The following is a 14,294-nucleotide window of genomic DNA, read 5'->3' as shown; positions in this document are numbered from 1 at the left end:
GCGCAGCGGGAAACTATGCCTTGGTGACGTTGGAAGCCTGAAGCTTACCATTCTGACCAGTAGTGATATCAAACTCGACAGCCTGACCCTCATCAAGAGTTTTGAAACCGTCCATCTTGATCTCGCTGTAGTGGACGAACAGGTCGTCGCCATCCTCGCGAGAGATGAAGCCGTAGCCCTTGTCGGGGTTGAACCACTTAACAGTACCCTGTGCCATGACGTGCCTTTCCTTCGTGCGCCTTTATGACGCAATAAACGCTGCGCTTTTCGCGCGATACCATATCGAGCGGATGTCCCGCGCGACACAAGGGTTATAGTACCTCAAAACAAGGTGTTTTATGCCAACAATCCGCTGACGGCGTATATAGACTGCTAAATGCACACTATAACGTTTGCAGCTTTGGACAAAAGGAGGCAGCATGTCTTGCACGACTTTGCTTGTAGGAAAAGCAGTGAGCTACGACGGTTCGACGCTCGTCGGACGCAATGAGGATTCTTGCAACGGTGAGTGGAATCCCAAAAAATTTGTCATCGTTAACCCCGAAGACCAACCTCGTCATTACCGCTCGGTCATCAGCCATGTGGAAGTAGAGCTACCCGATAATCCCCTGCGTTACAGCTCGACCCCCGAAGCTATTGAGGGTGGCGGTACTTGGGCTGCTGCTGGTATTAACGATGCTAATGTTGCAATGAACGCAACAGAAACCATCACCACCAACGAACTTGTACTTGCAGCTGACCCACTCGTGGAGCTCATTGCCGCTGTCGGCACTGAGGGTGAGAGTGGTTATATTCCCGAGCTTGCAGGCGGTCTTGGTGAAGAAGATTTTGTTACCTGCGTGCTGCCTTATATCCACAGTGCTCGAGAAGGTGTAATCCGCCTTGGTGCTCTGCTGAGCGAATATGGCACGTACGAAATGAACGGCATTGCATTTTCAGACGCTCACGAGATTTGGTGGCTCGAAACTATCGGTGGTCACCACTGGATTGCTGTCCGTGTTCCTGATGATTGCGTCGTTACCATGCCCAATCAATTGGGAATCGACTTTTTTGATATGAAAGACGCCTTTGGAGAGGGCATAAACTTCTTATGTAGTGAGGATTTACGTGAGTTTATATCAACCAATCACCTAGATCTTTCACTGGATGGCCAATTCAACCCCCGTTACGCTTTTGGATCACACTCCGATGCTGACCACGTATATAATACGCCACGCGCTTGGGACTTACAGCGCACCCTTACACCTCACGGAGCACTATGGGTAGGACCTGATGCCGAGTTTACCCCTGAAAGCGATGATATTCCTTGGGCAGTACATCCCGAACGCAAACTCACCGTCGCTGACGTTAAAGATTTGCTTTCCCGCCACTATCAGGGCACACCATATGACCCATACGGACGTGGAGGCGATCCAGCACAGCGCCGTATGTATCGCCCCATTGGCATCAACCGCACCAGTGAGCTATCTATTTTGCAACTTCGCGCTGACGGTCCTGAGGCTACTCGTGCGATCCATTGGCTCGCATTTGGCTCTAATGTCTTTAACGCTATCGTTCCTCAGTTTGTGGGAGTCAGCAGAACACCTGAGTACTTCTCCAACACCAGCTCCAGGGTCAGTACTGAGTCTTTTTACTGGGCAAATCGTTTGATTGCCGCTATGGCCGATGCACACTTCTACGACTGCGCTCCGCTTATCGAGCGCTATCAGCAAGCAGTACCCGCTCGTGCTCTTGCGCTCATTTACGAGGTTGAAGACGAAGCTAACGAGCAGATCCGCGAGCAGACTAACGAAGCCATTGCCGATGTCGTTCGCGAGGAAACTAACAAGTTGCTCGCATGCGTGTTGGATACTGTCAGCCTACGCATGACCAACAGCTTCTCGCGCAACGACGGCTAGTACACCTATTTGTGACATAGGAGCATGCTGAGCTACGGTTATGTGCACTGGCGTGTGCTTGCATATGTTTGCTTTGCTTGCTTCTATGTGCTTACTTTTACAGCTGTTTCTACAGATGGTTCGTCCTTCGGACTTCCAAAAAAATGACCTGCGCATTTATGGCAGTAAACACCGAAGGATGAACCATCTGTGGATATAAGGGCAGCCTTAGCTCAAAACTATGTTGCCAGCCCAGCCCCAGCGCGGCGTCACCGTCTGACCATAATAAGAAATCCACTCATCAACGCTTTCGGTACGAATATAGCCAATGTTGTCCATCATCATACCGCCACCGATATAGATGCCAATGTGACCATAAATACGACCAGCACGCGTATGGGGGTGCGACGATACCGCTACAATCATGCCAACTTTAAGGTTGGATTTGCTAGAGCTGGTGCAATAGGCGTTATACATATCACATGCATCGCCACCAATATAGCCATAGCCCGCGCGCTGGAACACCAGCGATATCCACATAGCACAGTAACCTGCACCAGGCGAACCAACACTATGACAAGCATTCACGATAGCTGCCTGCGAACCCGTAGAGGCTGAAGACTGACCGCCGCCCTTAGAAATATGTGATCCCGCATTACTGCTACCAGGATTGCTGTCCGCAGCCGCTTTTCTTGCTGCTTCCTTCTCAGCCTGACGCGCCGCATTGTAGTCCATAATCTCGGCATCGCGCTTCTTCATCAAGCTCGCAACTTCACCAGACAAGCCATCAAGAGTTTTTTGCACCTCGTTTTGCTTGGCACGCATATCCTCAAGCTGTTGCTTTTGGGTCTGGCTGAGTGTATCAAGGTCGGATTTCTGCTGTTCTAAAGACTTTTGCTGCTCTTGCAGCTTGGTCTTATCTTCCTCAAGTCCAGCCTTTTTGCGGTCCAGCGTCTCTTTTGCCTTCTTGACGTCCTCAATCATCGCCGCATCAGATTCACTGATTTTGTCGAGATAGTAAACGTTGGAAATAAGATCCTCAAAGGAAGCAGAACTCATGAGTACTGACAAAAAGTCGCGTCCACCAGACTTGTACGCCCCCGCAACGCGAGCCGCAAGCACCTCTTTTTTGGAGTCAAGCTCAGCTTGGCGCTTAGCAATGTCTTTTTGCGTCTCGTCAATACGTTTTTGAGTATCGCCCACCTTTGTCTTGGTGTCATCGATTTGACGCGAGGTCTCTTCAATCTGGCTGAGTGTCGCAGACTGCTGCTGTGCCAACTCCTCAAACTCATTACCAAGCATATCAAGCTGAGAATTCACTTGGTCGTATTTCGCCTGAGCGTCGTCCAGAGCATCCTGGGCTTCGTTGACCTTGGTCTTGTCCACAGCAAGGGCTGTCGTGGGAAGCAGAGCCGTACCAATGCCAGCGCCTAACAGCATACGCAGGGCAGCACGACGAGTAAACGTAGACTCGCCCGGCATATCAGCAGCATCATCTGCAGGGGTATTCATGCGGTCTGGGTTAAAAGGATAAGCGCCATTGCGCTTGTTCTTACGCGTTTCCAAGCCTACCTCCGTTTGTGCTGTATTTGCTTGGCATATGTATCCACTCATAGTAGCACTACAGCAGTCGATGGGTAACGTGCGCCCAAAAAACGGTTAATGGCAGCAGTGTGCCCATTCGAACAGCTTTTGATTCATTGCAAAATGAGTTCTTCGCTGAAGACAATTCCGTACAAGCGATAAACCTAGCTAAAAAAGCTCATGAGCCAAATCAAAAATTCGTCTCCTAGCAGGGCAATCACAAAGCACGATGCTGCGATGGCAGGGCCAAAGGGAAAGTCAGCTGTAGGCTTTGGGCTTATGGAGCATAAGGAGACAGCACCGCGCTTGCTTTTTCGCATTCCCCACACAAATGAGAAGCCAATACCCAAAATACATGCAATCAAAATAAGCGGAATACAGCGTTGCCAACCAAAATAAAATCCTGCCAACGCAAAAAGCTTGAGGTCTCCTCCACCCATACTCGGGCGCCTCAACAGCAGATCCATCAGCAACACAAGGACAAGCAGCGGAGCGGCAACTATAACTGCATCAAGACAAGCCGTGGCGAGCACAGCAAAACTTACCCTACCTGCCAATCCCTCACTCAACAGATATAAGAGCCGAGCACCCGTTGCGACAAGTAAACACTCATTGGAAATGTAGCACGCCGCAAGATCTGTCAGCGTCAGTACCAGCAAGGCGCTCACAAAGATAAGCAGTTCGAGAACTTCAGCCGTAAAGCCATAGCGCCACAAAAGCAGCAGATACAGCACACTACACACCGCTTGCAATGTCACCATAGCAAGCGTAGTGCCACCCAAAGCGTCTATCTTTACTGCTGCCTTCACTGCATTGCTTTGATACGCGCTTGTCAATAAACTGCGTGCACAAAAAAGGAGCGGACGCACCATGACAAAGCCCAGCACCAGTGCAAGCACGACCATCTGCACCCAAGCTTGCGGCTCAGTCATAGAGCTTCCGCTCCTCCTTATATCATACGAATTACTGTTGTAGCTCTTCTTCTTTGGCCTTCGGTAAAACTTCCAGCCCAAGCTCAGACAGCTGGCGCTCACCCACAATGCTTGGAGCAGCGCTCATGAGGTCAGATCCTGAAGTCGTCTTGGGGAAGGCCATAACCTCACGAATTGAATCGGCGCCCGCAAGCAGCATGCACACACGATCGAGACCCAAAGCAAAGCCGCCCATAGGAGGCGCACCAAAGGTCAAAGCTTCCATCAAAAAGCCAAACTGCTCGCGTGCACGTTCCTCGGTAAAGCCCAGCATCTTGAGAATACGCATTTGCAGCTCGGCATTATGAATACGCATGCCACCACCGCCAGCCTCAAACCCATCCATGACAAAGTCAAAGGTATGAGAGCCAACAGACAGAGGATCGCTATCCAGACGCTCAACATCCTCTTCAAGGGGCTGAGTAAAGGGCTGATGCTCAGCAGCGTAGGCCTGACGATCCTCATCCCAGTGAAAGAGCGGGAAATCGACAACCCAAAGGAAATCGTGACCCTCGCGAGGCAACTCCAACGCAGCTGCCATATGAGTACGGATGCCACCCAAAATCTCATCGGCTTCTAGACGCTTGGTTGCTGCAAACAAAATTAAGTCACCAGCTGCAACGTCCATCTCGGCCTTAAGCGCCGCGATTTCCTCATCCGAGAAGAATTTTGCAACCGGACTATTTACCGTACCGTCAGGACGGAAGGCAACCCAGGCAAGACCTTTTGCACCAAAGCTCCGTGCAATGGGCTCGAGCTTGTCAATTTTAGAGCGCGCCCAAGAACCCGCACCTTTGGCATTAATGCACTTAACGTACTCCCCTTCTGCATTTGCAGCAGATGAAAAGACTTTGAACTTACAGTTTGCAAAGATGCTCGTTACATCATGAATTTCCATGCCAAAACGAGTGTCAGGCTTGTCGGAGCCATATGTGTCCATAGCATCCCAATAAGAAATGCGACGCATAGGCAGAGGTAAATCAACACCCACTGCCGCTAGTGCATCATGCATCACCTCTTCAGCCAAGCCCATCACATCGTTTTGCTCGACAAAACTCATTTCAACATCGATTTGGGTAAATTCGGGCTGGCGGTCAGCACGCAAATCTTCATCACGGAAACACTTTGCTACTTGGTAGTAGCGCTCAATGCCACCCACCATGAGCAGCTGCTTGAGTAGCTGCGGCGATTGAGGCAGCGCATAAAAGTGGCCCGCCTGAGTACGGCTGGGTACAAGAAAATCTCGAGCTCCCTCAGGCGTCGATTTGAAGAGCGCAGGCGTCTCAACCTCAACAAAATCATGCTTATGGAAAGCCTCACGAACCGCAAAGGCAAAATCTGAACGCAAGCGCAAATTTTTTGTCATTACTGGACGACGAATATCAAGGTAACGGTAACGCAGACGAATGTCTTCAGCGGTATCACCATCATCCTCAATGGGGAAAGGGGGCGTCTGCGAAGAGTTCAGCACCTGCATCTCATCGACAAGAATTTCGATATCGCCCGTGGCAAGATTGGGATTTGCCATGGTACCGCGACTACGCACAACGCCACGCACTAAAACAGGCCACTCAAGACGAACCTTCTCGGCCACATGAAAAGGCACACCATCAGCGTGGTCAGGATCAAAAGATATTTGCGTCAAACCCTCACGGTCGCGCAAATCAATAAAAACCATGCCACCATGGTCACGGCGGTGCCACACCCAGCCCGTAAGGGTAACCTGCTCGCCAATGTTCTCGCGACGTAACTCGCCACAGCTGTGAGTATGCATGCTAAATTTGCTCATCAAAATCCTCTCGTCTCTCGCGCCCCGTGCCGTACGGACGCAGATCAGCAGACGGCCCTACAGCGTAGACTGCACTGTAAAGCACGGACTCTCATGGTAGCAGCGTAGACACAGAAGAATCGCGACAAGTGCGCATTCCAACCCTACTCACAAAAATATATCTCGTAGACACTACTCATAGCGGAGAGCATCAATGGGGCTCAGGCGAGCTGCTTTCATCGATGGCATGATGCCAAAGACCACACCCACCACCATTGAAAATGCCACAGCTACCAAGACTGCTGGTACACTAATCACCACAGGCAGCCCCGCGAGTGCCGAAATTACATGCGACAAAATAAAGCCTACAATCACGCCAAACAAGCCACCAATACCTGACAGCATGACCGCTTCAGTCAAAAATTGTATCAGGATGGTACGGCGACGCGCGCCCAAGGCCTTCTTCAGTCCAATCTCTCGTGTACGCTCGGTAACCGAAACCAACATGATGTTCATAACACCAATACCGCCAACAATGAGCGAAATCGAAGCAACGCCAATAAGCATGGCATTAGTTGAACTCGCCAACTGCTGCAGCTTTTGGGTCTGCTCGGTTACATCTACTGCTTGATAGCTCAGTCCGCTACCGCTCCCGCTTTTCTCGTCTTGTTCCTTGGGACTGGCTTGGGTATTGGCACCAATTTTTTTGTTAAGCAGATCCGCAGCCTTCTTGCCCACCTTGCCCATATCATCGGTCGAGGCAGCGCGCACCAAGGCAGACATCGGCACGTCATACTTAGAAATAGTGGGCCACAGTGTATTGGGGATATAAATTGTTCCACCACCTGTATTTTCATACATGTAGTAATCAGATATGTTTTCGATGGTTGGCTCAAAACGCGACGTTGGGGCAACAACACCAGCAACTACAAAAGGCTCGCCCGCAATATCAATTGTTTTTCCCAAAGGATTAACCCCATTAAAAGCTGCACGGACCACTGATTTGTCAATCAAGCAAATACGTTGGCCACTCATATCATGAGCAGTGATGCCACGCCCTGCAATAACAGACAGACCTGCTGTCTCGAGATAATCTTCGTCAATGCCTGCAATTGCAGCCGAGTCCAGCGAGGTATTGAGGAAATATACGTTAGGAGCGTAGTTCAATTTGCGATAAAAAGCCGCACGGGTGGCACCGTCAATACCAGTAAGCTCCTGCTTAACATCCTCGTCAAGCATAGGAGTGCCCACGGGAGGATTATCAATACCATATTCCAGTGAATTACCATCAAGAGTCGCTATAACCGCAACGGCATTCGTACCAGAACCTACGAGATTGCGCTTGATCTGCTCGTTAGTACCTTCAATAGTGGAGACAATCGAGATAATCGCCGCAATACCGATAATAATACCAAGCATAGTAAGCAAACTACGAAGCTTGTGCGACCAAATGCCCCGAAGGGAAATGCGCAGATTTTCAATCATGGCTCCCCCTAAAAGTCCATACTGGGGCTATCGACTTCTTTGGTCGGCGCACCCTCAACTACATCTCGACCATAGGGGAATGCAATTTTGTCATCTTGTGTCAAACCATCCTTGACCTCAATGATGCTGCCCCAGTAAATCCGTCCAACCTTTATGCCGCGACGTTCGAGCCTACCCTGCGGATTTGCAGCCATTACGTAGTAACCATCCTTATCATTTCGGATGTACATTTTGTCTAGGCTGATAATATCGCCCTCATCTTCGTCCGTAGACTTCCTCGCATCGCAGCCCTCGCCCACCTCAAAACTCATAGAGGGGTCATCGAGTTCGGTGACTTCGCAAGTTACCGGATAAAACGTATTGGACGGATTGCCCGAGGCATACTGTCCGCTTGGTGCGGGTACCGTACCAACTTTTTTGACATGAGCTATACCCGAAGCACCAGACTGATACGTATTGATGCGATAGGTATCACCTATTTGGATAGAGTTGCGCGAAAGCTCATCAACATAAATCGTCACGCTATATGCTGCCTTGCCCTGTACCGAAAGCAAGGTGTCCCCTTTACGGATCTTTTTGGGGTCAGCAACCTTGGTCACCGTACCCGCGATTTTTGCCTGTACTTCGCCCTTATCATTGACAAGTTCATCCTGCTGAACAGCGATACGAGCCTCACGCACATCCAAACTTGCAGTTTCAACAGCCTTCTTTTGCTCGCGAATCATGTTGTCGATTTGCTCGCGCGTATAAGACTGCTCTTCGGGTGCCTCAACATCGTCGTTATTGTCATCTTCCAGTGGAACTTCTTCAAAACGTTCGTAAACAAGGGGCTGCATAGAAACAAAAACGCCGCAGTTGCGCACAACCTTGGGGTTTTCTTCTAGAGTCTTGCCATCCTTACCAATAATACCTGCACCCGCACGCCAGTCAGCATATGCATCATTTTTTTGAGCACCAGGTGTGGACTCATTGTTAGTATTTTCAGAAGCAGAACCCTCATCTGCACCTGTACCGCTATCTTCAGTGCCTGTACCCGTGCCCGTGCCTGTACCAGTACCCGTATCCTCTTCAGTTTGGCTCGAGCTATCAGCAGTCTCTGCAGGCAGCAGAGAACCTACCAAAACCCAGCTACCGCAACGGACGGGCTTCTTGTCATCTCCAATAGTAAAGAGGCGCAATTCACAAGTTTTGTTTTGCTCTTTAAGCATCTTAAGAAAGTCAGAGCTAATCACTGTGTCTGGCTTTACAAAGTAAAGTAAATCGTACAGGCTCGCACCACCTGTAGCCTCGACGTAGTACTCTACGTTTTTCCCTTCGGTAGCAGACTTACTCTTGGGAGTTAGTTTATCTACAAAAGGCAGCTCACCGTGATCTATCCTTTTAACCCTTGGCTCCTCGCCGCCGCCACCACCGCCGTCGCCCCCACCATCTTCGGGAGCAGGCGTCAAATTGGATACACGCGCGAGTTCACGTTTTGCTCGACGAAGTTCACTTTCGACGGCGCCTAGGCGTGCTTTGTGCGACAGCTTGGTGAGTTTAACCTGCGTCATATCAAAGGTTGCCAGCACATCGCCAACCTTAACTTTGCTCCCCTCCTTGACCTTGATGGATTCAAGAGGGGCCTCCAAAAGCTTGAGTGTCTGAACGTCACCCTGAGCGACTTGACCAGATAAGGTACCGCCGTCATCGACCATGCCATTGTTGATATTTGAGACAGGAAACACCTCAACGGGTTTGCGAGTAAAGTTACGAATAAGAAGAATGACGCCTACTATCAACGCGCAAATGAGTACCACAACGCCCGTGATGGTGAGGATACGCTTTTGTTTTGTCATTGGTTGCCGTTTTCCGCTCATAGCGCACCATCCGCAAGTTGACCATCGACTATATGACAAATCCTTTGGGCATGATCGGCAATAGTAGGATCATGAGTAATCATCACAACAGCCATACCCGAGGCATTAAGTTCGGCAAAAAGTTCCATAACTTGCTTTCCCGAAACTGAATCCAGGGCCCCTGTTGGCTCATCAGCAAGTAACAGACGAGGATGCATCACAATGGCACGTGCAATAGCTACACGCTGGCACTGGCCACCAGAAAGTTTGGTTGGCAAAAACTCTGCACGATCGGCAAGACCTACGCGTTCAAGCGCCTTGTAAGCACGCTCGCGTCGCTCCGCGCGGCCGATACCTGCATATATCATGGGTAGTGCAACATTTTCTACAGCAGTTTCGCGCGGCATCAAATTGAAATTTTGAAAGACGAAGCCAATGGTGCGATTGCGAACCTGCGCCTGCGCATCATCACTAAGATTAGAAACATCTGTGCCATCAAGTAAATACGTACCCTTTGTTACCACGTCGAGACAGCCGATGATATTCATGAGGGTAGACTTGCCCGAGCCAGAAGGGCCCATAATAGCTACGTATTCACCATCATCCACCGTCAGATTGATATTGTGCAAGACGGGTACTTCCATCTCGCCAACGCCGTATGTCTTATAGACATCACGAAGGTCAAGCAGATGCTCCCCCGATAACGTCAATGACTCTGATTCAGCCTGCTTAATGCGCAAAGAATTGGTGTCTTCAAGGTCGTCTGCCTGATTGTTGGCGTTAATAACCGGCAAATTTACGGGCAAAACCGCCTTTGTCGTTGGCGCCAAATCACCCGTCTCAAGAGGCTTTAAAGTAGAGCCGGAGCCTATGGTCGGCAAAGCTGAAAGTTTATGCGACTTTTGGCTGTGCTCACCCGTTGCTAAAATGCGCGTTGAGAGATGTGCCGCGCTCATTTGTCATCACCATCTGCAGCAGAACCAGCATAAGGCGTTACCGAAGGCTCTTCACTACCATTACCGTTTTGCCCAGGGTTGTTTTGTCCGCCTCCCTGCTCGGAGCTGCCACCAGCGTCCTGCCCGTCACCCGGCTCAGGAATAACCATCTCGGTTGTTGTGGGAGCACCTTCTTTGCAATTATCAGCTGGCCAAGCAATAAAATCACTGTTGCTCAAGCCTTCACGTACTTGCACAGCTGCAAGCTCATCGTTCTTCTCACCAATCTTGATTTCTCGGCGAGTGAGCTTGCCTCCCTCGTGATCAGTTACCCACACAAAGGACTTGTCGCCTTCTGTCACAATCCAGCCCGTATCAATCCAGATGCCTTTGAGGTTGCTTGCCTGGCCCTGGTCGGGCTCAACCGTCACATGCTGGCCCAGCATTAAACCCTTTGAAACGCTGAGATTAACGTAAAAGCTGTACTTGGAAGCTTCGCCTCCATTGCCGCCCTCCATGCCTTCATTTTCATTACTCTTTTGAGGCTTGGAATCAATACTGCCAACCTTACCCTTCCAAGTCTGGGTAGTATCCACACGAGAGCGCACGATAACTTCCATGCCATTGGAAATAGAGCCAATGCCCTGCTCATTGGCAACAGTTTTTACACGAAAATCACCATCTGCAAGAATAGTGATAAAAGCGCTGTCACCACTAGCTGATCCGCTGCCACCGTTATCATCACTGCCTTCGTCTGCAGTAGGAGTTGCATCACCGTTATTCTGGCCCGATCCAGAAATAACGTTCATATCGATTTTCTCAATGGTGCCGGCAATTTCAGCTTTGACTGAAGGATCTTTGATGCTTGCCTGGAGACGCTCAAGCTCGGCTGTTTTGGTTTTCTTGTCGTATTGGGCTTGAGCAATATCAGCCTGAAGTTGTCCAATTTGTGCAAGCGCATCAAGACGCTCATCACCCGAGGAATTATTTGCCTGCTTTTGGAGCTGGCTGATTTGCTCACTACTATTTGCAATGGTCTGGTCCAGACGGTCTATTTCAATCTGAGTTTTTTCAGCTGTGAGCTTGAGGGAAGTTGTGTCATAGCTAAAAAGCACCTGCCCTGCTTTGACATGATCGCCCACTTTGACAGAAACCTTGTCAAGAGTGCGCTCGTTGTCAAAACTTACCTTTTGTGATCCCGCTGATTCAACAACACCCGAATAGCGTCCTACTTGGGCATCGGCGGCAGCAATGTTGACATTTGCAACTGGCTGCACATAGACTGCATCTCCTGGCGCGCCCGCACATGAGCGCACCACAAAAAATATCACCGCTAATACCAACACGGCCGCTACCGCAATGATGGTAGCAAGTCGTTTACGTGGCAGGTTTTTCAAACCACCCAAACCATGGTTAGTAGTCTTTCCCAAATCCATGATGTGCCTCATTCTCCATACCCGCATCTTCCCTGTTAGATGCTAAAGTGTCCTTGAGTTTGTGGCAAGGCTTTTAGTCGGCGAACGTGTCCCGGTTTGTAATAAAAGGGCTGGTATTAAGAAAAGTTAATGTTAGCTTATGATTGTTGCAAGCAATTTCTTTGGCGAGCAGGGCGCATACCAACATGGGATGAAGCGTGAGCTTTTTTGTGCATCTACCTTAGAACGCAAAATAGCCGGACATCCATACATGATAAGCAACACAAAAAAGCCTCGCCGCACAAGGCAACGAGGCTTGGATACCACCATGCAACACTATGCATGCAAGACAAGCGGCGCTACTGGGCAGCGCTAGATGCAAGCACAATGCTCCTTACATTGCAGCCTTAACCATAGCAGCAAAGCTATCAGCCTTAAGGGATGCGCCGCCAACGAGCGCACCATCAACGTCTTGCTTCTCCAAGAAGCCAGCAACGTTGTCGGGCTTTGCGGAACCACCATAGAGAATGCGGATACCATCAGCAATTTCCTTGCCAAAGATCTCGGTCAAGGTCTCGCGAATTGCACCACAAACTTCCTGAGCATCATCAGCAGTAGCAGTTTTGCCCGTACCGATGGCCCAGATAGGCTCATAAGCAATGACATACTTGGAGGGATCAGTAATCTCGAGACCCTCGGTGTCCTTTTTAATCTGGTCAACAACGAAGGCAACGTGGGTGCCAGCCTCGCGGATCTCAAGAGACTCACCACAGCAGCTGATAGGCACAATATTGTGAGCCATCAGTGCCTTGGCCTTGCGATTGATATCCTCATCGGTCTCACCAAAGTAACCACGACGCTCAGAGTGACCAATGATGCAGTAGGTAGCGCCAACAGCCTCCAGCATATTGGGAGCGGTCTCTCCCGTATAGGCACCCTTCTCTTCCCAGTAGACATTCTGTCCACCAAGAGCAAAGGGAGCAGACTCGTGCTCAATGACCTCAGAAACACCTTTGAGATCAACCGCAGGGGGGCAAACGACCACGTCTACGTCGCCCGTACCACCCTCGAGCTCGCGAGCAAGACCTTGTGCGAGGACAACGCCCTCGTTGTAGGTCATATTCATTTTCCAGTTGCCAGCAATCATCCTTTTACGCATCGAGAAGCGCCTCCACTCCAGGAAGAGCCTTGCCTTCAACGAGCTCCATCGAGGCGCCGCCGCCCGTGGAAATCCAGCTCATCTTGTCAGCAAGGTTGAACTTGTTAATAGCAGCCACGGAATCGCCGCCACCGATGATAGATGTGCAATCAGAATCTGCAATGGCGCGAGCAACAGCCTCGGTGCCCTTTGCAAACTGATCCATCTCAAAGACGCCCATGGGGCCATTCCAAAAGACGGTTTTTGCAGCCTTAACAGCATCGCAGTACAGCTCAATAGTCTTGGGACCAATATCCATGCCCATGCGATCTTCGGGAATAGCATCAGAAGGAACAATTTCGCCCGTTGCGTCTTCGCCAAAATGGTCGGCAACGACATTATCGATAGGAAGCAAAATCTTGCAGCCCTTGGCTTCGGCCTTCTTCAGCATCTTGGCTGCAGGCTCAACCCAATCAAGCTCTTTCAAAGAAGTACCAACGGTCTTATAACCCTTGGCAAGGAAGAAGGTATACGCCATACCACCACCGATGATGAGCGTATCGGCAGAGTCAATCAGGTGGTCAAGAACGCCAATCTTGGAGGAAACCTTAGATCCACCAACGATAGCAACAAAGGGACGCTCGGGATCAGCAAAGATGGAGGTCAGAGTATCAACCTCTTTCTCAAGCAGGAAGCCGGCGACAGCAGGCAGATAAGCAGCTGGGCCAACGACGGAACCCTGTGCACGATGAGCCGTACCAAACGCATCGAGAACAAAGATGTCAGCGTAGGAGGCAAGCTTCTTTGCAACCTCGGGGTCATTTTTCTTCTCAGCCTTGAGGAAGCGAACATTCTCAAGAACAATGATGTCACCTGGCTTGACCTCTTCGCACGCTGCTGCAGCTTCATCACCATAGGTATCAGGAACAAACTTGACATCAAAGCCCGTAAGCTCGGCCAACTTGTCAGCTGCAGGCTTGAGCGAAAGCTCAGGCTCAGGACCGTCTCCCTTGGGACGACCAAGGTGACTCATCAAAATAATGCCAGCACCCTGCTCCTTGAGATACTTAATGGTAGGAATTGCAGCACGAACGCGGGTGTCATCGGTGACAACACCATCCTTGAGAGGCACGTTGAAATCAACACGCATCAGAACTTTCTTGCCCTTGACATCAATGTCACGGACGGTCTTCTTGGTAAATGCCATAGATGCTCCTTTTTGTACTGGTGCGACTAAAGCCCTGTAAGGGCTTGGATGCACATCCAATATTTCCTCTTAAAAAAAG

11 protein-coding genes are annotated in these 14,294 nt (G+C 50.1%); 1 reads left to right on the top strand and 10 read right to left on the bottom strand.

The window, feature by feature from the left end; all coding sequences use genetic code 11:
- Positions 1 to 13 precede the first annotated feature (13 nt).
- Positions 14 to 217, bottom strand: coding sequence for a cold-shock protein (locus tag BN4314_RS06415; RefSeq protein ID WP_021625714.1), 204 nt, complete (start codon positions 215 to 217; stop codon positions 14 to 16).
- A gap of 202 nt (positions 218 to 419) precedes the next feature.
- Between BN4314_RS06415 and BN4314_RS06410 the strand changes: the two genes are divergently transcribed.
- On the top strand, positions 420 to 1,898 hold the full coding sequence (locus BN4314_RS06410; protein ID WP_021735501.1) for a C69 family dipeptidase: 1,479 nt from the start codon (positions 420 to 422) through the stop codon (positions 1,896 to 1,898).
- Between the two features lie 207 nt (positions 1,899 to 2,105).
- Here BN4314_RS06410 and BN4314_RS06405 read toward each other — a convergent pair whose 3' ends face one another.
- From BN4314_RS06405 to BN4314_RS06360, 9 genes are all read right to left on the bottom strand, one after another.
- Positions 2,106 to 3,443, bottom strand: coding sequence for a coiled-coil domain-containing protein (locus BN4314_RS06405; RefSeq protein WP_148424875.1), 1,338 nt, complete (start codon positions 3,441 to 3,443; stop codon positions 2,106 to 2,108).
- Between the two features lie 182 nt (positions 3,444 to 3,625).
- Entirely contained in the window at positions 3,626 to 4,393 is a 768-nt protein-coding gene (locus tag BN4314_RS06400) for a prepilin peptidase (protein WP_068540343.1), read from the bottom strand.
- Positions 4,394 to 4,424: 31 nt separating this feature from the next.
- On the bottom strand, positions 4,425 to 6,221 hold the full coding sequence (aspS, locus tag BN4314_RS06395; protein ID WP_068540341.1) for an aspartate--tRNA ligase: 1,797 nt from the start codon (positions 6,219 to 6,221) through the stop codon (positions 4,425 to 4,427).
- A 171-nt stretch (positions 6,222 to 6,392) separates the two neighbouring features.
- On the bottom strand, positions 6,393 to 7,685 hold the full coding sequence (locus BN4314_RS06390) for an ABC transporter permease (RefSeq protein WP_068540339.1): 1,293 nt from the start codon (positions 7,683 to 7,685) through the stop codon (positions 6,393 to 6,395).
- Positions 7,686 to 7,693: 8 nt separating this feature from the next.
- Positions 7,694 to 9,520, bottom strand: a complete 1,827-nt coding sequence (locus tag BN4314_RS06385; protein WP_068540337.1) for a hypothetical protein — start codon at positions 9,518 to 9,520, stop codon at positions 7,694 to 7,696.
- A 17-nt stretch (positions 9,521 to 9,537) separates the two neighbouring features.
- Positions 9,538 to 10,476, bottom strand: a complete 939-nt coding sequence (locus BN4314_RS06380; RefSeq protein WP_269746751.1) for an ABC transporter ATP-binding protein — start codon at positions 10,474 to 10,476, stop codon at positions 9,538 to 9,540.
- Positions 10,473 to 11,891, bottom strand: coding sequence for an efflux RND transporter periplasmic adaptor subunit (locus tag BN4314_RS06375; RefSeq protein WP_068540335.1), 1,419 nt, complete (start codon positions 11,889 to 11,891; stop codon positions 10,473 to 10,475). The genes BN4314_RS06380 and BN4314_RS06375 overlap by 4 nt, the downstream gene beginning before the upstream one ends.
- A 373-nt stretch (positions 11,892 to 12,264) precedes the next feature.
- On the bottom strand, positions 12,265 to 13,029 hold the full coding sequence (gene tpiA, locus BN4314_RS06365) for a triose-phosphate isomerase (RefSeq protein WP_068540331.1): 765 nt from the start codon (positions 13,027 to 13,029) through the stop codon (positions 12,265 to 12,267).
- Entirely contained in the window at positions 13,022 to 14,215 is a 1,194-nt protein-coding gene (locus BN4314_RS06360) for a phosphoglycerate kinase (protein ID WP_068540329.1), read from the bottom strand. The genes tpiA and BN4314_RS06360 overlap by 8 nt, the downstream gene beginning before the upstream one ends.
- Positions 14,216 to 14,294: the final 79 nt, after the last annotated feature.

Source organism: Olegusella massiliensis (assembly GCF_900078545.1).
Lineage (GTDB): Bacteria > Actinomycetota > Coriobacteriia > Coriobacteriales > Atopobiaceae > Olegusella > Olegusella massiliensis.
This window is presented reverse-complemented; position numbering and strand designations above follow the sequence as displayed.

Bases quoted from the DNA above. Each gene is read 5' to 3' on its own strand.
- BN4314_RS06415 (WP_021625714.1), bottom strand. From the start codon at position 217: ATGGCACAGGGTACTGTTAAGTGGTTCAACCCCGACAAGGGCTACGGC.
- BN4314_RS06410 (WP_021735501.1), top strand. From the start codon at position 420: ATGTCTTGCACGACTTTGCTTGTAGGAAAAGCAGTGAGCTACGACGGT.
- BN4314_RS06400 (WP_068540343.1), bottom strand. From the start codon at position 4,393: ATGACTGAGCCGCAAGCTTGGGTGCAGATGGTCGTGCTTGCACTGGTG.
- aspS (WP_068540341.1), bottom strand. From the start codon at position 6,221: ATGAGCAAATTTAGCATGCATACTCACAGCTGTGGCGAGTTACGTCGC.
- BN4314_RS06390 (WP_068540339.1), bottom strand. From the start codon at position 7,685: ATGATTGAAAATCTGCGCATTTCCCTTCGGGGCATTTGGTCGCACAAG.
- BN4314_RS06385 (WP_068540337.1), bottom strand. From the start codon at position 9,520: ATGACAAAACAAAAGCGTATCCTCACCATCACGGGCGTTGTGGTACTC.
- BN4314_RS06380 (WP_269746751.1), bottom strand. From the start codon at position 10,476: ATGAGCGCGGCACATCTCTCAACGCGCATTTTAGCAACGGGTGAGCAC.
- BN4314_RS06375 (WP_068540335.1), bottom strand. From the start codon at position 11,891: ATGGATTTGGGAAAGACTACTAACCATGGTTTGGGTGGTTTGAAAAAC.
- tpiA (WP_068540331.1), bottom strand. From the start codon at position 13,029: ATGCGTAAAAGGATGATTGCTGGCAACTGGAAAATGAATATGACCTAC.
- BN4314_RS06360 (WP_068540329.1), bottom strand. From the start codon at position 14,215: ATGGCATTTACCAAGAAGACCGTCCGTGACATTGATGTCAAGGGCAAG.